The organism is Tianweitania aestuarii, from assembly GCF_018457165.1.
Classification (GTDB): domain Bacteria; phylum Pseudomonadota; class Alphaproteobacteria; order Rhizobiales; family Rhizobiaceae; genus Tianweitania; species Tianweitania aestuarii.
Genome location: NZ_JAFMNX010000002.1, coordinates 33,783 through 52,753, shown reverse-complemented (window position 1 = coordinate 52,753; position 18,971 = coordinate 33,783). Strand labels below are relative to the sequence as shown.

General features: G+C 59.7%; 18 protein-coding genes. 12 read left to right on the top strand and 6 right to left on the bottom strand.

Annotated features, from left to right (window positions below; all coding sequences use genetic code 11):
- Nucleotides 1-2 precede the first annotated feature (2 nt).
- Nucleotides 3-512 carry a SixA phosphatase family protein gene (locus tag JYU29_RS08440; RefSeq protein ID WP_213984380.1) on the bottom strand — a complete coding sequence of 170 codons (510 nt, stop codon included), beginning with the start codon at nt 510-512 and terminating at the stop codon, nt 3-5.
- A 279-nt stretch (nt 513-791) separates the two neighbouring features.
- On the opposite strand from JYU29_RS08440, the gene dksA reads away from it, so the two are divergent.
- Nucleotides 792-1,208 (top strand): RNA polymerase-binding protein DksA, encoded by a 417-nt coding sequence (gene dksA / locus JYU29_RS08435; protein ID WP_213984379.1) that lies wholly within the window; start codon nt 792-794, stop codon nt 1,206-1,208.
- A 56-nt stretch (nt 1,209-1,264) separates the two neighbouring features.
- Here dksA and JYU29_RS18410 read toward each other — a convergent pair whose 3' ends face one another.
- Nucleotides 1,265-2,065: a flagellar biosynthetic protein FliO gene (locus tag JYU29_RS18410; RefSeq protein ID WP_213984378.1), complete on the bottom strand. Its 801-nt coding sequence runs from the start codon at nt 2,063-2,065 to the stop codon at nt 1,265-1,267.
- Nucleotides 2,066-2,233: 168 nt separating this feature from the next.
- Between JYU29_RS18410 and cckA the strand changes: the two genes are divergently transcribed.
- The 6 genes from cckA to alaS all read left to right on the top strand — a co-directional run bounded on the left by cckA (nt 2,234) and on the right by alaS (nt 10,539).
- The gene (cckA, locus tag JYU29_RS08425) at nt 2,234-4,837 is read left to right on the top strand and encodes a cell cycle histidine kinase CckA (protein ID WP_213984377.1); all 2,604 of its coding nucleotides are present in this window, start codon (nt 2,234-2,236) and stop codon (nt 4,835-4,837) included.
- Between the two features lie 161 nt (nt 4,838-4,998).
- Nucleotides 4,999-5,217, top strand: a complete 219-nt coding sequence (locus JYU29_RS08420; RefSeq protein ID WP_213984376.1) for a hypothetical protein — start codon at nt 4,999-5,001, stop codon at nt 5,215-5,217.
- A gap of 79 nt (nt 5,218-5,296) precedes the next feature.
- Complete coding sequence (locus JYU29_RS08415) at nt 5,297-5,488, top strand: hypothetical protein (RefSeq protein WP_213984375.1); 192 nt, start codon at nt 5,297-5,299, stop codon at nt 5,486-5,488.
- 39 nt (nt 5,489-5,527) lie between these two features.
- Nucleotides 5,528-6,235: a YiaD family glycine zipper/OmpA-like lipoprotein gene (locus tag JYU29_RS08410; protein WP_213984374.1), complete on the top strand. Its 708-nt coding sequence runs from the start codon at nt 5,528-5,530 to the stop codon at nt 6,233-6,235.
- A 361-nt stretch (nt 6,236-6,596) separates the two neighbouring features.
- Nucleotides 6,597-7,694 (top strand): recombinase RecA, encoded by a 1,098-nt coding sequence (gene recA, locus JYU29_RS08405; RefSeq protein WP_213984373.1) that lies wholly within the window; start codon nt 6,597-6,599, stop codon nt 7,692-7,694.
- Nucleotides 7,695-7,878: 184 nt separating this feature from the next.
- Nucleotides 7,879-10,539 (top strand): alanine--tRNA ligase, encoded by a 2,661-nt coding sequence (alaS, locus tag JYU29_RS08400; RefSeq protein ID WP_213984372.1) that lies wholly within the window; start codon nt 7,879-7,881, stop codon nt 10,537-10,539.
- Between the two features lie 53 nt (nt 10,540-10,592).
- Here the strand turns inward: alaS and JYU29_RS08395 are convergent, their stop codons facing one another.
- From JYU29_RS08395 to JYU29_RS08385, 3 genes are all read right to left on the bottom strand, one after another.
- Nucleotides 10,593-10,964 (bottom strand): PRC-barrel domain-containing protein, encoded by a 372-nt coding sequence (locus tag JYU29_RS08395; protein WP_213984371.1) that lies wholly within the window; start codon nt 10,962-10,964, stop codon nt 10,593-10,595.
- A 171-nt stretch (nt 10,965-11,135) separates the two neighbouring features.
- Nucleotides 11,136-11,765, bottom strand: a complete 630-nt coding sequence (locus tag JYU29_RS08390; RefSeq protein WP_213984370.1) for a glutathione S-transferase family protein — start codon at nt 11,763-11,765, stop codon at nt 11,136-11,138.
- A 153-nt stretch (nt 11,766-11,918) separates the two neighbouring features.
- Nucleotides 11,919-13,133, bottom strand: coding sequence for an NADP-dependent isocitrate dehydrogenase (locus JYU29_RS08385; RefSeq protein WP_213984369.1), 1,215 nt, complete (start codon nt 13,131-13,133; stop codon nt 11,919-11,921).
- Nucleotides 13,134-13,311: 178 nt separating this feature from the next.
- Between JYU29_RS08385 and JYU29_RS08380 the strand changes: the two genes are divergently transcribed.
- The 4 genes from JYU29_RS08380 to JYU29_RS08365 all read left to right on the top strand — a co-directional run bounded on the left by JYU29_RS08380 (nt 13,312) and on the right by JYU29_RS08365 (nt 17,103).
- Nucleotides 13,312-14,229: an RNA methyltransferase gene (locus JYU29_RS08380; RefSeq protein WP_213984368.1), complete on the top strand. Its 918-nt coding sequence runs from the start codon at nt 13,312-13,314 to the stop codon at nt 14,227-14,229.
- Complete coding sequence (murI, locus tag JYU29_RS08375) at nt 14,222-15,034, top strand: glutamate racemase (protein WP_213984367.1); 813 nt, start codon at nt 14,222-14,224, stop codon at nt 15,032-15,034. The genes JYU29_RS08380 and murI overlap by 8 nt, the downstream gene beginning before the upstream one ends.
- A 39-nt stretch (nt 15,035-15,073) precedes the next feature.
- Nucleotides 15,074-15,253 carry a DUF3008 family protein gene (locus JYU29_RS08370; RefSeq protein ID WP_213984366.1) on the top strand — a complete coding sequence of 60 codons (180 nt, stop codon included), beginning with the start codon at nt 15,074-15,076 and terminating at the stop codon, nt 15,251-15,253.
- Between the two features lie 104 nt (nt 15,254-15,357).
- Nucleotides 15,358-17,103, top strand: coding sequence for a hypothetical protein (locus JYU29_RS08365; protein WP_213984365.1), 1,746 nt, complete (start codon nt 15,358-15,360; stop codon nt 17,101-17,103).
- 170 nt (nt 17,104-17,273) lie between these two features.
- Here JYU29_RS08365 and JYU29_RS08360 read toward each other — a convergent pair whose 3' ends face one another.
- Nucleotides 17,274-17,912: an NAD(P)-dependent oxidoreductase gene (locus JYU29_RS08360; protein WP_213984364.1), complete on the bottom strand. Its 639-nt coding sequence runs from the start codon at nt 17,910-17,912 to the stop codon at nt 17,274-17,276.
- Nucleotides 17,913-18,247: 335 nt separating this feature from the next.
- Here JYU29_RS08360 and rpsD point away from each other — a divergent pair, with 335 nt between their 5' ends.
- The gene (gene rpsD / locus JYU29_RS08355) at nt 18,248-18,865 is read left to right on the top strand and encodes a 30S ribosomal protein S4 (RefSeq protein WP_213984363.1); all 618 of its coding nucleotides are present in this window, start codon (nt 18,248-18,250) and stop codon (nt 18,863-18,865) included.
- Nucleotides 18,866-18,971: the final 106 nt, after the last annotated feature.

Here is an 18,971-nt window from a genome sequence, read left to right as displayed (position 1 = left end):
TGCTAGGAGCGTTCCGGCTTCAGGATTTCCACGAGCCGGCCGCTGCCAGGCTGGATTTCGGCCAGGCTGTTATCGAACTCGATAACCGTGAGGCTGGCCGTGGGAAAGCCTGAGCGGCGGAGGTCTTCAGCGCTATGATCTTGAGGAGAAACAAGCTGCAACGTCACCTCCTCGATCATCGGATTGTGTCCGACAACCATGAGCGATGTTTCGGCGCCCGATCCCTTGATGATCTGGAGGTAGCCGGGCGTGTCGGCGCGATAAAGCTCATCCATCATCTTTGTCTCGGGAACGGAAGAAAGCTCGCCGCGGCAGCCATACCATGTCTGCTGGGCGCGTGGTGCGGTTGAGCAGAGCACCAGGTCAGGCATCCAGCTTCGCGCGGCCATTTCGCGGCCGACCGCCGGCGCTTCTGCGGTTCCGACGGGCTCGAGCGGGCGATCGAAGTCGCTCATGCCCGGTGTGGCGAAACGAGCCTTGGCGTGACGTAGAAGATAAAGCCGACTGGTCATGATCTACTCCTTTAGTCGTAGGGCTTGTTTGAGAGAACCTGAATGTACTGGATACAATACAGGTTCCTAATGGCTGCCATTTACTGCCTGAGAAACAGTCACTTCGCGGACGAAACGGGCAGCCTGATGCTCCATTATCATAGGGCCTTCATCTAAATCATTGATCGCAATGACTTTCTTTTGAAGGTTAACTTTTGTCATAGCATGCCACATGTCGCTTGTGCCGGGTATGCTCCCGAAATATATAGGCGCCGGGTTCAATGTTGTGGGGTGAGTCTTATGAACGCGCTCGTGATTGACGATTATGTACCCTCCGAAGACGAGCCGTTTATGAATGATCGGCAGCGCTCGTACTTCCGCGCCAAACTGGTCGGCTGGAAGAACGACATTCTTCGTGAAGCGCGCGAGACGCTGGAGATCCTTCAGCGTGAGAATGCCAACCATCCGGATTTTGCCGATCGTGCTTCGTCGGAGACCGATCGTTCGATCGAACTGCGGGCACGCGACCGTCAGCGCAAGCTGATCTCCAAGATCGATGCAGCCTTGTTTCGCCTGGACGAAGGCACGTACGGGTTCTGCGAAGAAACCGGGGAGCCGATCTCGCTGAAGCGCCTTGATGCACGTCCGATCGCGACGTTGTCGATTGAAGCGCAGGAGCGCCATGAGCGCCGCGAGAAAGTCTATCGCGACGATTGAAGGTCGATAGAGCCAACATCAAAAAAGGCGCTTCCACCGGAAGCGCCTTTTTTGATTCATCGTTTCGGTTCGGGAGAGTAGTCGCTCAGCAGGCGGTTCATCTCGTCTTCGAGCGCGCTGTCATCGTCATCCCGGCGCTGGGTGGCGACCGGTGCCGGGGTACGCGGTGCCATATCCAGCGTGGGCTCCGAACGCGCGTGCACGGCAGGCGCTTCGTGATCGCGCTGGGCCGGCGGAGCAATCGGCGGTGCGATCGGCCGTTCGGCTGCGGGTGAAACGGAGTGGGCGTGAGACACTTCCGGTGCCGGCGCAGCAGCCGGTGCCGATCCTGGTGCCGGACGGGCATAGGCTTGCTGTTGGCCTTGGGAAGGGTGTTCTTTCTGCGGTTGAACAGCCGGAGCTGCCGTGCGTCGCTGAACCGCCGGCGCGGCGCGCTCTGGTGCGCGTTGTGGTGCCGCAACGGGCAGATCATGGACGTCACGCGCACGTTGATCCGCTTGAACAGTCCGAGATGCCGCCGGTGAGACCATGTCCGGCTCGTTGTGTTGGCGTGCGGGTGCGTAGGGGCGAATGTTCTGTTCCACCACGACGTCGGTCGGACCACCGATCAGGATGAGGTGCTCAACATCATCACGGCGCACGAGAACCAACCGGCGGTTCGCATCAACGGCTGTCGCATCCATCACGGCCAGCCGAGCCTTGCGGTTGCGCCCGCCCATCACGAATGTGCCTGATGACAGACCGCGAATGATGCGCAGCACGATCAGCAGCACGATCAAGGCGACAATCGCAATCACCGTCCACATGGCAGCGGGCGCGAATTCCGGCCCGACAATAGACTCAAACCATTCGAGCAAAGTCAGGCTCCTTCGTTGTTTTTCAAGCTTTGACCTGTGGCACAGTAACCACGCACAATCGTTTCCAACAAGCTAGGCGGAGACCTTGCTTTTACAAGGTAGGCCGGACCTTTCCGCTTTGGCTGGAATGTGATTCAAACGGCCAAGCAGGGAATCGGGCGAAAACGCATGGCCAAAGATCAGAAGGAGACGGTTTCGACCGCGCCGATCGTGGATCAAAACACGCGGCCGGGAACCGTCACGCGGCTGCTGATCTTCATTGGCGTGCTTGTGGTCGCCGCCTTCATCTTCACGATCTTCCGTGATCGGCTGGGCGATCCGTTCATGCTGGGTATGCTCGGCATGCTGGCCATGATCGGCGTCGGCTATCTTTTTGCCACCGCGATCGGCTTCGTTCAGATTGCGCCGCGTTCCAGCACCGACGACCTTTCGAAAGCCTTTGTCGATACGATGGGGCAGGGCCTGCTGGTCACGGATGCCAAGAACCGCGTCCTGTACGCAAATCGCGCCTATGCCGACATGACGGGCACAACATCGGCTGCCGACATCAAGACAGTCGAAGGCATGTTGTCGGATCTGCCGGAAGCATCCGAAACGATCTACCGCCTTTCGTCGGGCCTGCGGAACGGGCGCGGTAGTGACGGCGAGTTTCGTCTCCCGCAGCCGATCCAACCCGAGGCGGATGCTGGCGCGCATTGGTATCGCGTGGTTGCGCGGCCTTTCCGTATGCCCGGCGAGCGCCAGCCGGTGAATGCCTGGCAGATCGCCGACATTTCGGAAGAACGCGCCGAACAGGAACGGTTCTTTCTCGATCTGCAGAAGGCGATCGATCACCTCGACCATGCACCGGCAGGTTTCTTTGCCGCCGATCCGGATGGTCGCGTCACCTATATCAATGCGACACTGGCGGAGTGGCTCGGCATCGACCTAGCTAATTTCGCGCCGGGCTCCGTGACGCTGCGCGAGATCGTGGCCGGCGACGGCATGGCGCTGATCCGTTCGGTGAAAGCCGATCCGGGCACGACGCGCAACGCCGTGATCGATCTCGACCTTGCCACCACGGCTGGCGAAGCGCTGCCGGTTCGCTTCATGCATCGCGTTTCAGCGACCCGCGATGGCGTGCCAGCCGCGTCGCGCACGATCGTGCTCAATCGCACCGAAGGTGAGGACTCTTCGGCCGATCTGCGCGCGTCCGAAGTGCGCTTCACGCGCTTCTTCAATTCGACGCCGATGGCCATTGCCGGTGTAGACGCGCAGGGTCGCATCCTGCGGACCAACGCGCCGTTCCTGTCGCTGTTCTCGACCGTCGTGGACCGTGACGCCATCGATCGCCGCGTGCGGCTGGATTCGGTGATCCACGACCGCGACCGTCCGGCCTTCCACGCTTCGCTCGAGAAAGCCCGTCAGCGCCAGGCCGATATTGCGCCGATCGATACCGTGCTGCCGAACAATGAAGAGCGGCACATGCGCGTTTACGTCAACGCGGTTGCCGATCTCAGCGACAGCGAAGGCGCCGAAGAAGCGGCCATCGTTTATGTCGTGGAAACCACCGAGCAGAAGGCGCTCGAAAACCAGATGGCGCAGAGCCAGAAGATGCAAGCCGTTGGTCAGCTTGCCGGCGGCATCGCGCATGACTTCAATAATGTTCTGACCGCCATCATCATGGCGTCCGATCTGCTTCTGACGAACCATCGTCCGTCGGATCCGTCTTTCCCGGACATCATGAACATCAAGCAGAACGCCAACCGCGCCGCTTCGCTCGTGCGCCAGCTTCTGGCCTTCTCGCGCAAGCAGACGCTGCGGCCGCAGGTGCTGAACCTCACGGATGTTCTCGCGGATCTTCGCATGCTCCTTGCGCGTCTGGTCGGCAACAAGGTCAAGCTGCAGATCGATCACGGACGCGACCTGTGGCCGGTGCGCGCCGATATTGGCCAGTTCGAGCAGGTGATCGTCAATCTCGTGGTGAATGCGCGTGACGCAATGCCCGGCGGTGGCAATCTGACCGTTCGCACGCTGAATGTCGGAACCGACGAAAGCAGCCGCTACGGCTATCGCGAGCTTCCCGAAGCCGATTACGTCGTTGTTGAAGTGCAAGACAGCGGCAGCGGCATCGCGCCCGAAGTCATGAAGAAGATTTTTGAGCCTTTCTTCACCACCAAGGGTGTGGGCGAGGGCACTGGCCTCGGTCTGTCGATGGTCTACGGCATCATCAAGCAGACCGGCGGCTATATCTTCTGCGATTCGGAAGTCGGCAGCGGCGCGACCTTCCGCATCTTCCTGCCGCGCCATGTCGTGGAAGTGTCGGCTGCAACCGAGACCAATCAAACCGAAGCGCCGGAAACACCGGTCGTCACAACGCCTGCAGCGTCCGCGTCACAGGACCTGTCGGGCTCTGCAACCGTGCTTCTGGTGGAAGACGAAGATGCCGTGCGCATGGGCGGGGTCCGCGTGCTCACATCGCGCGGATACACGGTTCATGAAGCGTCGTCGGGTGTGGAAGCGCTGGAGATCTTCGAGGAGCTGGAGGGCAAGATCGACATCGTGGTCTCGGATGTCGTGATGCCCGAAATGGACGGACCGACCTTGCTCGGCGAGTTGCGCCAGCGCCAACCCGACATCAAGTTCATTTTTGTTTCCGGTTATGCAGAAGACGCTTTTGCCAAGAATCTTCCGGCGGATGCGCAGTTTGGGTTCCTGCCGAAGCCTTTTTCACTGAAACAGCTCGCCTCAACAGTGAAAGACGTGCTGGAAGGCGGAAACGGAAAGGTTTGATCGGATGCCCACGGTGGGGATAAGTTTCGTTTGAAGGAAATCCAGAGTTTCTGCATTACGAAAAAGTAAGATACTGTCCCCTAGAACGCACTGCAATTTCAGGTTGTACGGAGTGCGTGGTGGGGACCTCTCGAAACAACTTCCACTTGGTGGATACTGACATGCCGCCGGCCGCTGATGGGGTGCCGGACACGTCTCAAGGTGATCTTGTCGATGGCCGACCTCTGGCGAAGATCCTCTTGCAGAAGCTGCGCATCCTCGTTCCTTCAAGAGATCGCTGCGCCGGCTCGCCCCTTGGTCACGGCGATCATAATGAGACCTCCGAATACGCGACGGCCTTCATGGCCTTTACGGACGACGACGAAGAGCATTCTGCGTGAGGATGAACAATCTTCAATCTTCCCGGAACAAGCCTCGGCTTGCCGCGTTCCCATAGCGATCAATTAGGGAGGTTTAGCCATGGTCGCTGACAACACGAACAAGAGCCCTGCCGACGAATCACCGGCAGTGGAATCGCTCCATAAAGAGCAGGCGGATAAAGCGCGCGACCTGAAGGAAGGTAAGCTTGAAGAGGGTCTGGAAGACACATTCCCAGCCAGTGACCCTGTTTCGGTGACCAATCCGGGCCAGCCCGGGGCACCGGAAGAATAGTCCGGCAGACCTGATCCACCTTTCGCCTTATTTTATGCTATGAGCGACCGGCCTGCCAAAGCCGGTCGCTTTGGTTTTTGTGAGGGAAAGGGGACTGCCTTGCGCTTGATCGTAGCCACAACCGTTGCCGGAGCGCTGCTCCTCGGCGCCTGCACGACGGATCCTTATACGGGTGAGCAGAAGATTTCGAACACGGCCGGCGGTGCGGCGCTTGGTGCGGGTATCGGCGCACTGGGCGGCATGCTTGCCGGCGGCAATGATCGTCGTAACGCGCTGATCGGCGCCGGCATCGGTGCCTTGGCCGGCGGTGCTGTCGGCTCCTACATGGATCGCCAGGAAGCAGAACTGCGTGCGCAGCTGCAGGGCTCAGGCGTTTCGGTCAGCCGCCAGGGCGACCGTATCGTGCTGAACATGCCATCCAACATCACCTTCGCCACGGATCAAGATTCGGTTATGCCGGGCTTCTATGGCACGCTGAACGCGGTCGGGCTGGTGTTGAAGAAGTACAATCAGACCATCGTCGACGTGAACGGTCACACCGACTCGACGGGCAGCGACAGCCACAACTATGCCCTGTCGCAGCGCCGCGCGGGTTCGGTTGCCGATTATCTGGGTGCCCAAGGTGTCGATCCGCGCCGCTTCGCCGTGAACGGCTATGGCGAGACGCAGCCGATCGCATCGAACGCCACCGAAGCTGGACGCGCGCAAAACCGCCGCGTGGAAATCTACCTGACGCCGATCACCTGATCGCTTGCGTTCTGATGAGTCGGAACGCTCTGGGTCATCTCAGAAAGCCGTGCAGAGTTGATCTGCACGGCTTTTTCTTTGCCGATCATCAAGGCGCATCAGAGAATCGCCTTCGCCGAGCATCGCTCTTGATCGAGCACTTCTGAGTGCAAGCGTTACGCTTTGCGCCTGCCACGGTGCACTCTATGCACAAGCACTCGCGCAACAGAACAGATGGCGTACGGACCCCAAAAGCCTATTTACGAGCAGGATGTTAAATCCTCTTGCGGAATGAGAACAAAAGAGGTACGTAGGAGCAAGTCCAAAAAAGCCGGTCGAACGTCACTTTCGACCAAGATTCACGACCAAGGGGTGTTGTATCATGGCGCAGAACTCGTTGCGGCTAGTTGAGGAAAGCTCGGTGGACAAAACAAAAGCTCTGGATGCGGCGCTATCGCAAATCGAGCGCGCATTCGGCAAAGGCTCGATCATGCGGCTCGGCAAGAACGAGCAGGTGGTCGAGATTGAAACGGTATCAACCGGCTCGCTCGGCCTTGATATCGCATTGGGCGTCGGCGGCCTGCCTAAGGGGCGTATCGTCGAAGTCTACGGTCCCGAAAGCTCGGGCAAGACCACGATGGCTCTGCATACGGTTGCGGAAGCCCAGAAGAAGGGCGGCGTGTGCGCCTTTGTGGATGCCGAGCATGCATTGGATCCGGTTTATGCCCGCAAGCTTGGTGTGGATCTTGAAAACCTGCTGATCTCGCAGCCGGACACGGGCGAGCAGGCGCTGGAGATCTGCGACACGCTGGTGCGCTCGGGCGCCATCGATGTGCTGGTGGTCGATTCGGTTGCGGCGCTGACGCCGCGGGCGGAAATCGAAGGCGAGATGGGTGATTCCCTGCCGGGTCTGCAGGCGCGCCTGATGAGCCAGGCGCTGCGCAAGCTCACCGCATCGATCTCGCGTTCCAACACGATGGTCATCTTCATCAACCAGATCCGCATGAAGATCGGTGTGATGTTCGGTTCGCCGGAAACCACGACAGGCGGTAATGCGCTGAAGTTCTATGCCTCGGTGCGTCTCGATATCCGGCGTATCGGTTCGGTGAAGGACCGCGATGAGGTCGTTGGCAACCAGACCCGCGTCAAGGTCGTGAAGAACAAGCTGGCTCCGCCCTTCAAGCAGGTCGAGTTCGACATCATGTATGGCGAAGGCGTTTCCAAGACCGGCGAACTGGTTGATCTCGGCGTCAAGGCTGGTGTGGTCGAGAAGTCGGGTGCTTGGTTCTCATACAATTCGCAGCGGCTGGGTCAGGGGCGTGAGAATGCCAAGCAGTACTTGCGCGATCATCCGGATGTCATGAACGAGATCGAGACGACGCTGCGCCAGAATGCAGGCCTGATCGCCGAGAAGTTCCTGGAAAACAGTGGTCCGGGTGGACTTGAAGACGATGATGATGATCGGGCTGCTGAAGCCTGATCGGAGGCGCCGGAGTGATCCGGCGCCTTTTTTGTCTGGCCCGCCAGTGCCGGGTTGAGGCTGAATGTAGCCTTCAAAGCCCTTGTGGGCTCCTTGCGGTGTCGTTCTGGACACCCGCAGTTGCTTGGCGCTAAAAGGCCGGTTCCTGAGCCGCCTCGCGGCAACTCTTCACGAAGGCCTTAGCATGAGTGGCGTCAACGAGATTCGGTCAGCTTTTCTGGATTACTTCCAGGCGAACGGGCATCAGCCCGTCGCGTCCAGTCCGCTGGTTCCGCGCAACGATCCGACCTTGATGTTCACCAATGCGGGCATGGTGCAGTTCAAGAACGTCTTCACGGGTCTTGAGCAGCGTCCTTATAGCCGTGCTGCGACGTCGCAGAAGTGCGTGCGCGCCGGTGGCAAGCACAACGATCTCGACAATGTCGGCTATACCGCCCGCCATCACACCTTCTTCGAGATGCTCGGCAACTTCTCGTTCGGCGACTATTTCAAGGAACAGGCGATCGAACTCGCCTGGAACTTGATCACCAAGGAGTTTGGCATCTCCAAGGAGAAGCTGGTTGTTACCGTCTACCACACGGATGACGAAGCGGCGTCCTTCTGGCGCAAGATTGCTGGCCTTCCTGAAGACCGCATCATCCGCATCGCGACGTCCGACAATTTTTGGGCGATGGGCGATACCGGGCCTTGCGGTCCGTGTTCCGAAATCTTCTATGACCATGGTCCGGAAATCGCGGGCGGTCCTCCCGGAAGCCCCGATGAAGACGGCGACCGCTTCATCGAGATCTGGAATCTCGTTTTCATGCAGTTCGAGCAGCTGACGAAGGAAGAGCGCGTGCCGTTGCCGCGCCCGTCCATCGACACCGGCATGGGGCTCGAGCGCATCGCTGCTGTTCTTCAGGGCGAGCACGACAATTATGACATCGACCTTTTCCGCGCGCTGATCCGTGCATCGGAAGAAGCGACGGGCGTCAAAGCCGAAGGCAAGAATCGCGCGAGCCATCGCGTCATTGCCGACCATCTGCGCGCCTCCAGCTTCTTGATCGCCGATGGCGTGCTGCCATCCAACGAAGGTCGCGGCTATGTGCTTCGTCGCATCATGCGACGGGCCATGCGCCATGCGCAGCTGCTCGGCGCGCGTGATCCTTTGCTGTGGCGGTTGGTGCCGACTTTGGTTCGCGAGATGGGGCAGGCTTATCCGGAACTCGTTCGCGGTCAGGCGCTCATTACCGAAACGCTGAAGCTCGAAGAAACGCGCTTCCGCACCACGCTGGCACGCGGCCTGACCCTGTTGTCGGATGCAACGTCCACGCTGCAGAACGGCGACAGCCTCAACGGCGAAACGGCGTTCAAACTTTATGACACGTATGGCTTCCCGCTGGATCTGACGCAGGATGCGCTGCGCCAGCGCGGAATTTCCGTAGATCTGCCGGGCTTCAACACGGCCATGGAGCGCCAGAAGGCGGAAGCTCGCTCCAATTGGGCGGGCTCCGGCGAGGCCGCTACCGAAACCGTGTGGTTCGCCGTGCGTGACCGTGTCGGCAGTACCGAGTTCCTCGGTTACGACACCGAACAGGCAGAAGGCGTGGTGACCGCGCTGCTCATGGACGGTGCCGAAGTCGACCAGGCTGCGGCAGGAGACGTTGTTTCCGTTGTGACCAACCAGACGCCGTTCTATGGCGAATCCGGTGGCCAGATGGGCGATACCGGCACGATGTTCGGCGAAGGGTTCCAGCTCGAAATCACCGATACTCAGAAGAAGGCCGATGGCGTCTTCGTTCATGCGGCCATGGTGGTTTCCGGCAGCGTGAAGATCGGCGCTGCCGTTGAGATGAAAGTGGATCACGCGCGCCGCGCCAAACTGCGCGCCAACCATTCTGCCACTCACCTCGTTCACGAAGCGCTGCGCGAAGTGCTGGGCACGCATGTTGCTCAGAAGGGCTCGCTGGTCGCACCGGAACGCCTGCGCTTCGACTTCTCGCATCCGAAGGGCATTTCGGATGCCGAGTTGGAGGAAGTGGAGCGCATGGCCAATGCCATCATTGTTCAGAACAGCCCTGTGACGACGCGACTTATGGCCGTCGACGATGCTATCGCTGAAGGTGCCATGGCCTTGTTCGGCGAGAAGTATGGCGACGAAGTCCGCGTTGTCTCGATGGGCACGGCGATCGAGGGCGAAAAGGCCGGCAAGTCTTATTCCACGGAGCTTTGTGGCGGCACGCATGTGGCTGCGACCGGCGATATCGGGCTCGTGCGCCTCGTGAATGAAGGTGCCGTTGCTTCTGGCGTTCGCCGGATCGAAGCCATTACGGGCGAGGCCGCTCGGCGGCATCTCGATGAGCAGGATCGCCGTTTGAAGGCGGTTGCTGCGACCCTCAAGGTGTCGCCGGCTGACGCGGTTGCACGCGTTGAGGCTCTTGTCGAAGAACGCCGTAAGCTCGAGCGTGAGCTCAACGATGCGCGTCGCAAACTGGCTCTGGGCGGTGGCAGCGCATCCGGGGGCAGCGAAACGGAGCAGGTCGCTGGCCTTTCTTTCGTTGGCCGCACCGTAACTGGTGTCTCCCCGAAGGATCTGAAGCCGCTTGCGGATGAAGCCAAGCAGCAGATCGGCTCGGGGGTGGTGGTCTTCATCGGGGTTGGCGAAGACGGTAAAGCAAGCGCCGTTGTGGGGGTGACACAGGATCTGACGAGCCGCGTCAGCGCGGTGGATCTTGTGCGGGTCGCTTCGGCTGCGCTTGGTGGCCAGGGCGGCGGTGGCCGGCCGGATATGGCGCAGGCTGGCGGACCGGATGGCAGCCAGGCCGATGCCGCGATCGCCGCGGTGAAGGCAGCGCTCGCAGCTTAACAAAAAAGGCCGGCTTGAAGCCGGCCTTTTTTCTTTCCCGGAGCCCGGAGAGCTTAGTCTTTGTAGGTCTCATAGCCTGCAACGGTTTCGGCGTTGTCCTTCAGGACGATGTTCACGCCGTTGAGGGAAAAGCGATCGAGCGGCACGATGACATCGTCACGGTCGCCAAAGCCGGCATTGTCGTCGAAATCAACGACGAGCGCCGTGGCTGCCGAACGCTCCGTGCCGATGACATCTTCGATCTCACCGATCTTCTGGCCGGCTTCGTTCTGGACGTCCATGTCTTCAAGGCGATCTGCATCGACGTTGAACGGCGCAACTATCGTCTTGTCGTCGACCTCGACCCAGGTGTTGGTCTGGGCGAGCGCAGCGGTGGACAGGCTTGCGAAAGCGGCTGCGGCGAGAACGAGGGACGTGGTCTTCATGGAAAGATCTCCTTTCGAGTGGAGCCCCCCATATGGGTCATCGCTTCGAGGCGTCAGCCCTGCCGTCGCTCACAGCCGCGTTATCAGACGTAGGAGCGAAGACTGGCAAGCCGTATTTCTGAGCAAGAACAAGGATTTGCCGCGGATCTGACCTCGCCGAAAACCTTCATCTCAGGCCGTTTCTTGAGCCGCCTTGATCAGAGCATCGTCGATTTCCGCTGCCCTTTTGTAGGCAGGACGTTCTTGTAAACTATTGATATAGCTGAGGAACGCCGGGCGTTTTTCCAGGGAGCCGAACATCAGGCCGAAGGCGATGTGGGAGCCGACATAGAGGTCTGCCGCGGTGAAGCTGTTTCCGGCGATGTACTGCTTGCCTGAAACGGCGGTTTCCAGCGTGTTCACGGCGTCTTCGAACGATCCGTAGCCGACCATTCCTCTTTTATCTTCAGGTACTTGCACGCCGAGGGAGCAGTTTGTGATGGCGGCTTCGAGGGGGCCGGCGGCGAAAAAAATCCAGCGATAATAGTCGGCGCGATCGCTCGGAGCGGGTGCGAGTTTCGTGTCTGGAAAAGCATCGGCGAGATAGGCGCAGATGGCCGCGCATTCGGTGACGACCTTGCCGTCGTGAACGATGGCCGGCACTTTTCCCATAGGATTAACAGCAAGATAGCTGTCATCCTTCATGCTGTTGCCGTAGCCGAGGATCTCGGTGTCGTAGGGCTGGCCGACCTCTTCCAGCATCCATCGGATGATGCGGCCGCGGGACATGGGGTGGGTGTAGAAGGTGATGGCTGCGGTCATGCGTTTGGTCTCCTTGGGGGCCGGAAGGCACCCTAAACCACGCGCTTTTATGTGCAAGCGGAACGCAGAACGACGATGTGGCTGCGCAGAACATGCAAAAGGCGCGGCCGAAACCGCGCCTTTTGACGATTTGGCTGAGAGGCTGAGGCGTTGTTACGCGCCCATGGCCTTCTGCAGATTCTCGTCGATCTTGTCGAGGAAGCCGGTGGTCGACAGCCAAGGCTGATCCGGACCGATCAGAAGGGAAAGATCCTTCGTCATGTGGCCGCTTTCGATGGTCTGGATGCAGACCTTCTCGAGCGTGTCGGCGAACTTTGCGAGTTCGGCATTGTCGTCGAGCTTGGCGCGGTGGGCGAGGCCGCGGGTCCAGGCGAAGATCGAGGCGATGGAGTTGGTGGAGGTCTCCTGGCCCTTTTGGTGCTGGCGGAAGTGACGGGTCACCGTGCCGTGAGCGGCTTCGGCTTCAACCGTCTTGCCGTCCGGGGTCATCAGAACGGAGGTCATCAGGCCGAGCGAGCCGAAGCCTTGAGCGACCGTGTCGGACTGGACGTCGCCGTCGTAGTTCTTACAGGCCCAGACATAGCCGCCGGACCACTTGAGCGCCGAGGCGACCATGTCGTCGATCAGGCGGTGCTCGTAGGTGATCTTGGCTTCCTTGAACTTGTCCTCGAACTCGGCTTCGTAGACTTCCTGGAAGATGTCCTTGAAGCGGCCATCATAGGCCTTGAGGATCGTGTTCTTGGTGGACAGATACACGGGATAGCCGCGCAGCAGGCCGTAGTTCATTGAGGCGCGGGCGAATTCGCGGATCGACTCGTCCAAGTTGTACATCGCCATGGCGACGCCCGAGCCCGGAGCCTGGAACACTTCGTGCTCGATGGTCTCGCCGTCTTCGCCGACGAACTTGATCGTCAGCTTGCCCTTGCCGGGGAACTTGAAGTCAGTGGCGCGGTACTGGTCGCCGAAGGCGTGACGGCCGACGATGATCGGCTGGGTCCAGCCTGGAACCAGGCGGGGCACGTTCTTCATGATGATCGGCTCGCGGAAGATCACGCCGCCGAGGATGTTGCGGATCGTGCCGTTGGGCGACTTCCACATCTTCTTGAGCTTGAACTCTTCGACGCGCTGCTCGTCCGGCGTGATGGTGGCGCATTTGACGCCGACGCCGTGCTTGGCGATCGCGTTGGCCGAGTCGATCGTGACCTGGTCGTTGGTGGCGTCGCGGTTTTCGACGCTGAGGTCATAATATTCGAGGGGGATGTCGAGGTAGGGGTGGATCAGCTTGTCCTTGATGGACTGCCAGATAATCCGGGTCATCTCGTCGCCGTCGAGCTCGACAACCGGATTTGCCACCTTGATCTTCGTCATGAAATGCCTCGTTTACTACACGGACTTGGGTCCGTGGCTGCGTTGCAGGATGGAATGGCGGTCCTATAGCATCGGCTCGGCCGATGGCAAAGGAGCGGGGCCTGCAAACGTGTCTTTCACTTTCACCTTGTTTCATGCGAGGGGACGCGGCGTGTTGCCCCAGATCAAGTGAACCCTCATGAGCAAGCAGCTGAACAGCGGACCGGCGATCATTCTGGTTGAGCCGCAGATGGGCGAGAATATCGGCATGGTGGCACGCGCCATGGCGAATTTCGGTCTGGGCGAGCTGCGGCTGGTCAGCCCGCGCGACGGCTGGCCGAACGAGGCGGCGCGGGCAACCGCTGCAAAGGCGCAGCATCTGGTGGATGGCGCAACCGTGTTCGACACGCTGGAAGAGGCGGTCGGCGATCTTTCCTTCGTGCTGGCAACCACGGCGCGGCAGCGCGACGGGTTCAAGCCGGTTTATGGCCCGGTGGAAGCGACGCGCGCGCTGCGCGGACGGGTGGAAGCGGATCAAACCACCGGCATCCTGTTCGGGCGCGAGCGCTTCGGCCTGTCGAACGAGGAAGTCGGACGCGCGGATGCGATCGTGACCTTTCCGGTTGATCCCGACTTCGCTTCGCTCAACATCGCGCAGGCCGTCTTGCTGATGTCCTATGAATGGATGAAGGCGGGCATGGCGGACGAGAACGCCACGCGGTTCAGCGGGCCGGACACCACGCCGGCGCCGAAGGAAGAACTGCACGGCTATCTCGATCATCTGGAAACGGCGCTCAACGCGCGCGGCTATTTCCGGCCGGTGGCGAAAAAGGAAAAGATGGTCGACAAGCTGCGCGCCGTGCTGACGCGGCCGGGCTTCACGTCGGGCGAGGTCAAGGTTCTGCGCGGCATCCTGTCGTCGCTCGATTACTTCTCGCCCAACGAACCACGCGGCATGGGCTATCCCGAACGCAAGCAGGCGGCGGATGCCCCGCGCATGCAGCGTCAGCCCGCTACCGCTAGCGAGCGGAATGCCGGCGGGCAGACTGCCAGCGGGCAGGTTGCTGGCGAGCGCATTGCTGGCGAGCAAAGCGAAACAGGCAGCGACGATGCGTGAGGGGCCGGTTCTTGTTTTCGATTCCGGCATTGGCGGGCTGACGGTTCTGCGCGAAGCGCGCGTTCTGATGCCCGACCGCCGCTTCATTTATGTCGCGGATGATGCGGGTTTCCCCTATGGCGACTGGGAAGAAGACGCGCTGAAACGGCATATCGTGGCCTTGTTCGGCACGCTGATCGAGCGTTTCCGGCCCGAAATCTCGGTGATCGCCTGCAACACGGCCTCGACGCTGGTGATCGGGGCGCTGCGCGAGGCCTATCCCGATCAACCCTTTGTCGGCACGGTGCCAGCGATCAAGCCGGCGGCGGAACGCACGCGCTCGGGGCTGGTGTCGGTGCTGGCGACGCCCGGCACGGTGAAGCGGCAATATACGCGCGACCTGATCACGCGCTGGGCGCAGCAATGCCATGTCCGGCTGGTGGGCTCGACGCAGCTGGCGCGGCTGGCCGAAATCTACATGCGCGACGGCTTCGTGGACGAGGACGCGGTGCGCGCCGAGATCGAGCCCTGTTTCATCGAGCGCGACGGCCAGCGCACCGACATCGTGGTGCTGGCCTGTACGCATTATCCCTTTCTGGCCAACCGCATGCGCAAGCTGGCGCCCTGGCCGGTGGACTGGCTCGACCCCGCCGAAGCGATCGCCCGGCGCGCCCTCGCTCTTCTGCCGCCCGCACAGGCCGCGCGCTCGGCGATCCATCAGCCGGATCAGGCGGTGTTCACGTCCACCAAGGCGAGCTTCGCCTCGCAACGGCTGATGCACGGCTTCGGCCTGACGATGGCGCCGGGAACAAGCGTGGCCGACTGACTGTTTTCTCGTCGTTGAGAAACACAGGGATGCCGGATCATGCCAGCCAAAAGCAAAGCCCAACAAAAAGCCGCAGGCGCCGCCTTGTCCGTCAAGCGCGGCGAGACCGCGAAGAAGGATTTGAAAGGCGCTTCGAAGTCGATGGTGGACTCGATGAGCGAGGATCAGCTGGAGGATCTGGCTGAGACGAAGCGGAAAGGGTTGCCGGAGAAGAAGTGAGGGGGGGCAACTCTGATGACCGATAAGTTTTGAGGCTTCATAGAGCCGATGCCGTGCTAGTCAGTCTCAAACATCTCTGAATAAAAGATGCTTGGGACTGAAAGATGACTGCTGCTTCATGCGTCGGAATCGAATGGCTTGGGCTTTGTAATTACGACCCTGCTGCGCCGACATCAAATCATTTCACTTTGGGCAATGCGGTCACTGCATTGGCGTTCACGCTGGCAGTTCAGAACTTTCTGAAGCCGATCTACGTATTCCGGCTGGCCATACGACACATCACCATCAAACGGCTCTACAGCATGGTGTTTGCGGGCGCATTCTCATGTGTGATTGCAGCTTTAGTGCCGAGAATGCCGTTCCTTCATAATCTTCCAATTGGTTACGCGATCGTATGGGAGTTGCTAGCTACGTTCCTTTTCTTGATGGCCTATGGCGCCGTGGCGATCTCAGCGGCCGTGCCCATCAAGGTCAGCGCTAAACGTGTTCCCCGGTTCGCCCAAGCGGCCGCTCAGTTAATCTCGGAAGCCAATGACAGCGACCATCTAGAGTTGCTCAAAGACCTGCAGAAAAGCTTGCCGACGCTGATAAAATTGGCAACCTTTGTTGATTTGAAGCACGGCGAAGAACGGACAGCTTTTTTCGAATTCATTCACCGACGACGATTGGAACAGGCGTCATACGCTCACTCGCTTCTTCGCATCATCGCTGACGCACCGTTCTGCCGTACGTTGGTCGATAAGGCGCCGTGGGTGGTTTCCAGGATGTTGCGCGACTTGGGGGGCGAGCGCCTTTACTCCCGATCAGCAGAGATCTTCGTACGACAATTAGCGCAGCAGGCTCTTCTATCTGACGAAGGTACAATGGACCGTGAACTGACATTTCATGGGTTTGGCACGGCACCAATACTGTCGGATTCACTTTTCCGTAACCAGTTCATCGTCCAAAAATACAGCACACTCCACGGATTTATCCCGACTGAAAAGATAACCGTCAGGGTCATAGAGCGCTTCAATTCAGCGACAGTCCGCACTTTCAAGACGCTGATCGAGCACAGGCAGACGGATCACTCTTACTCGGCTATGGGAGCCAAGAGCTTCTATGAGTCCGCCTTTATGGGACTGCACGCCATACAAGGCGCGGACAACTACGACTTTCGCCATGTAATGGCAGTAAGACGCTCTGCCACTAACGCTATATCGCTGGCGAACAAGCTCTTGGCGGCAACTCCAGATGACGCATACGAGCTCCTTTACGTCGACGACCTTCGGGATAAGCACAAATACGACATTCTGGGAGTATTGGTAGAGATTGTGTTCGATGGGCTCCAAGCGATATCGAACAAGTTCCGTGGACCGAACGATCCATTTTGGCTGATGGCTCACGACGTAATGTCTATGGCCTTCGACCCCATTCGCCAACAACCTGACGGCATGACGCCTTTCCAACAGAGGTTGGCTATCCTCATCATCGACGGTCTGAAGGACAACATGAACGGCTGGTACCCGTCGATATCAAGAGTCGTTCTCTCAACAGTTGGACCTTACGAGCAGAACGCACAGCAGCCAAACGCGACTGCCTATAAGATCCTTAAAGACGCGGCCTATCTCGAATTTAAAAAGCTACCAGAACTTGCTAAGGAGCATCCCGAAAAGTTGGGTCACTATCTTCCCGACAATATTGATTACGACGCGATGGCGAACACGTTGGCTCATACGTATTTTGGGGGGAGCATTGCGTTGACGAAGCTGACGTCGCTCAACATCGATCCGGTCAACATCACCGATAAGGCGCTCCGCCGGCGGTTGACAGACGATGAGAAGGAGCGGGCAGAAGCGCAACTGAAATAGAAATGTCGCGCGCAACATTAGTCGGAGATAACGGGTGGAGCAATGTTGCAAGAAGCTCTAGTGCAACTTCCTCTTCTTTCGAATAGCGTCACCGCGAACTTAATCTAGAAAGAGAATAAGAAGGCGAACCCTGAGCCGCCTTCGGCTTCTTCCCTTGTCGCAAGCTATGCTCAATACCCAACCGTAAACCGTCGCCCGCGATGCTTCGGCATCTCCGCTTCGTCGAGGATGGCGACGGCTAGGTCGGAGGCGGAGATCTTTGAGGTGCCTTCTTCGTCCACGACGGGGGAATCGAGGCCGGTGCGGTAGATGCCGCGACGGGTGCCGGGTTCGAGCTGGAAGGCGGGCGACAGGAAGGTCCAATTCTTCCAGGAACCGGCTTTCAATTCGTCCAGCGCATCGCGTGCGGCCGTGGCGCCGGGTTTGTAGTCGGCGGGGAAGTCGGGGCCGTCCACGAACTGGCTGCCGTCGGCGGCATGAAGGCTGCCGGCGCCGCCGATCGCGATCAAGGGAATGCCAGCCTGTTCGCTCGCCTTTGCAATCGCGCGCGAGCCGGTCATGTGCTTGGTGTAGATGTCGGGATCGCCCCAACCGCCGTTGAAGGCGGAAATCACGAGATCATGTCCGGCGAGCACGGCGCCAAGCGCGTCCGGGTCGCTGGCATCGACCTTCGCGGCCGTGACGCCTTCGAGTGCCGGGACCTTGTCGGGATTGCGCACGAGGGCGGTTACGGTGTGGCCGCGCGACACGGCTTCGGTCAGAACTTCCTTGCCGACAAAGCCGGTGGCGCCGATGAGTGCGATCTTCATGGGAAGGCTCCTTTGATGGGGAACAATGGCGTGTCCGTGGTATGTAGGGTGCATTGCCCGCTTTCGGCATGGGAACGGCGCGATTGTTGTTAGACGCTGCCGCGCGGTTTGAAGTGGGCGCGTTCAACAGGGCACGTTGACTTCCTGATGTCAGCCGTCTAATGCCACCACCAGCACCGGGCCGAATACGCCCGGTGTTTCATTTAACGTGTCCCGTGGACGTAATCCAACATTGCGTGGATCGTCCTGTCAGATGGCCGCAAGGCGATCAGAGGAGGGCGCGTTTCCTTGAACCGGCGCATGAGCATCGGTTCGCAACGTTAGAAGGAAATGCGATGAGCAAGCGCGAATCCGCCAAGTACAAGATCGACCGTCGCCTTGGCGAAAACATCTGGGGCCGCCCGAAGTCCCCGGTCAACAAGCGCGAATACGGCCCAGGCCAGCACGGCCAGCGCCGCAAGGGCAAGATTTCCGATTTCGGCCTGCAGCTGCGCGCCAAGCAGAAGCTGAAGGGTCACTACGGTGACATCTCCGAAAAGCAGTTCCGCAAGACCTACGAGGAAGCCAACCGCCGCAAGGGCGACACTTCCGAGAACCTGATCGGCCTGCTCGAGTCGCGTTTGGACGCGATCGTGTACCGCGCCAAGTTCGTTCCGACGATCTTCGCTGCACGCCAGTTCGTCAACCACGGCCATGTCAACGTCAACGGCATCCGCGTCAACATCTCGTCCTACCGCTGCAAGGCCGGCGACGTGATCGAAGTGCGCGAGAAGTCGAAGCAGATGGTCATGGTTCTGGAAGCCGTTCAGCTCGCCGAGCGCGACGTTCCGGACTACATCACCGTCGACCACAACAAGATGGTCGCAACCTACCAGCGCGCTCCTGGCCTGTCGGACGTTCCGTTCGCCGTGCAGATGGAACCGAACCTGGTGGTCGAGTTCTACTCGCGCTAATCACACGCTTCCAAGCGTGGATCGAATCGGAAAGGCCGCGCACCCAGCGCGGCCTTTTTGCTATCTGGCCCGACCGTTGCTTCAAAAGCCGCCGGCTCTGGTATAG

Bases quoted from the DNA above. Each gene is read 5' to 3' on its own strand.
- JYU29_RS08440 (WP_213984380.1), bottom strand. From the start codon at position 512: ATGACCAGTCGGCTTTATCTTCTACGTCACGCCAAGGCTCGTTTCGCC.
- dksA (WP_213984379.1), top strand. From the start codon at position 792: ATGAACGCGCTCGTGATTGACGATTATGTACCCTCCGAAGACGAGCCG.
- cckA (WP_213984377.1), top strand. From the start codon at position 2,234: ATGGCCAAAGATCAGAAGGAGACGGTTTCGACCGCGCCGATCGTGGAT.
- JYU29_RS08420 (WP_213984376.1), top strand. From the start codon at position 4,999: ATGCCGCCGGCCGCTGATGGGGTGCCGGACACGTCTCAAGGTGATCTT.
- JYU29_RS08415 (WP_213984375.1), top strand. From the start codon at position 5,297: ATGGTCGCTGACAACACGAACAAGAGCCCTGCCGACGAATCACCGGCA.
- JYU29_RS08410 (WP_213984374.1), top strand. From the start codon at position 5,528: ATGAGCGACCGGCCTGCCAAAGCCGGTCGCTTTGGTTTTTGTGAGGGA.
- recA (WP_213984373.1), top strand. From the start codon at position 6,597: ATGGCGCAGAACTCGTTGCGGCTAGTTGAGGAAAGCTCGGTGGACAAA.
- alaS (WP_213984372.1), top strand. From the start codon at position 7,879: ATGAGTGGCGTCAACGAGATTCGGTCAGCTTTTCTGGATTACTTCCAG.
- JYU29_RS08395 (WP_213984371.1), bottom strand. From the start codon at position 10,964: ATGAAGACCACGTCCCTCGTTCTCGCCGCAGCCGCTTTCGCAAGCCTG.
- JYU29_RS08390 (WP_213984370.1), bottom strand. From the start codon at position 11,765: ATGACCGCAGCCATCACCTTCTACACCCACCCCATGTCCCGCGGCCGC.
- JYU29_RS08385 (WP_213984369.1), bottom strand. From the start codon at position 13,133: ATGACGAAGATCAAGGTGGCAAATCCGGTTGTCGAGCTCGACGGCGAC.
- JYU29_RS08380 (WP_213984368.1), top strand. From the start codon at position 13,312: ATGAGCAAGCAGCTGAACAGCGGACCGGCGATCATTCTGGTTGAGCCG.
- murI (WP_213984367.1), top strand. From the start codon at position 14,222: ATGCGTGAGGGGCCGGTTCTTGTTTTCGATTCCGGCATTGGCGGGCTG.
- JYU29_RS08370 (WP_213984366.1), top strand. From the start codon at position 15,074: ATGCCAGCCAAAAGCAAAGCCCAACAAAAAGCCGCAGGCGCCGCCTTG.
- JYU29_RS08365 (WP_213984365.1), top strand. From the start codon at position 15,358: ATGACTGCTGCTTCATGCGTCGGAATCGAATGGCTTGGGCTTTGTAAT.
- JYU29_RS08360 (WP_213984364.1), bottom strand. From the start codon at position 17,912: ATGAAGATCGCACTCATCGGCGCCACCGGCTTTGTCGGCAAGGAAGTT.
- rpsD (WP_213984363.1), top strand. From the start codon at position 18,248: ATGAGCAAGCGCGAATCCGCCAAGTACAAGATCGACCGTCGCCTTGGC.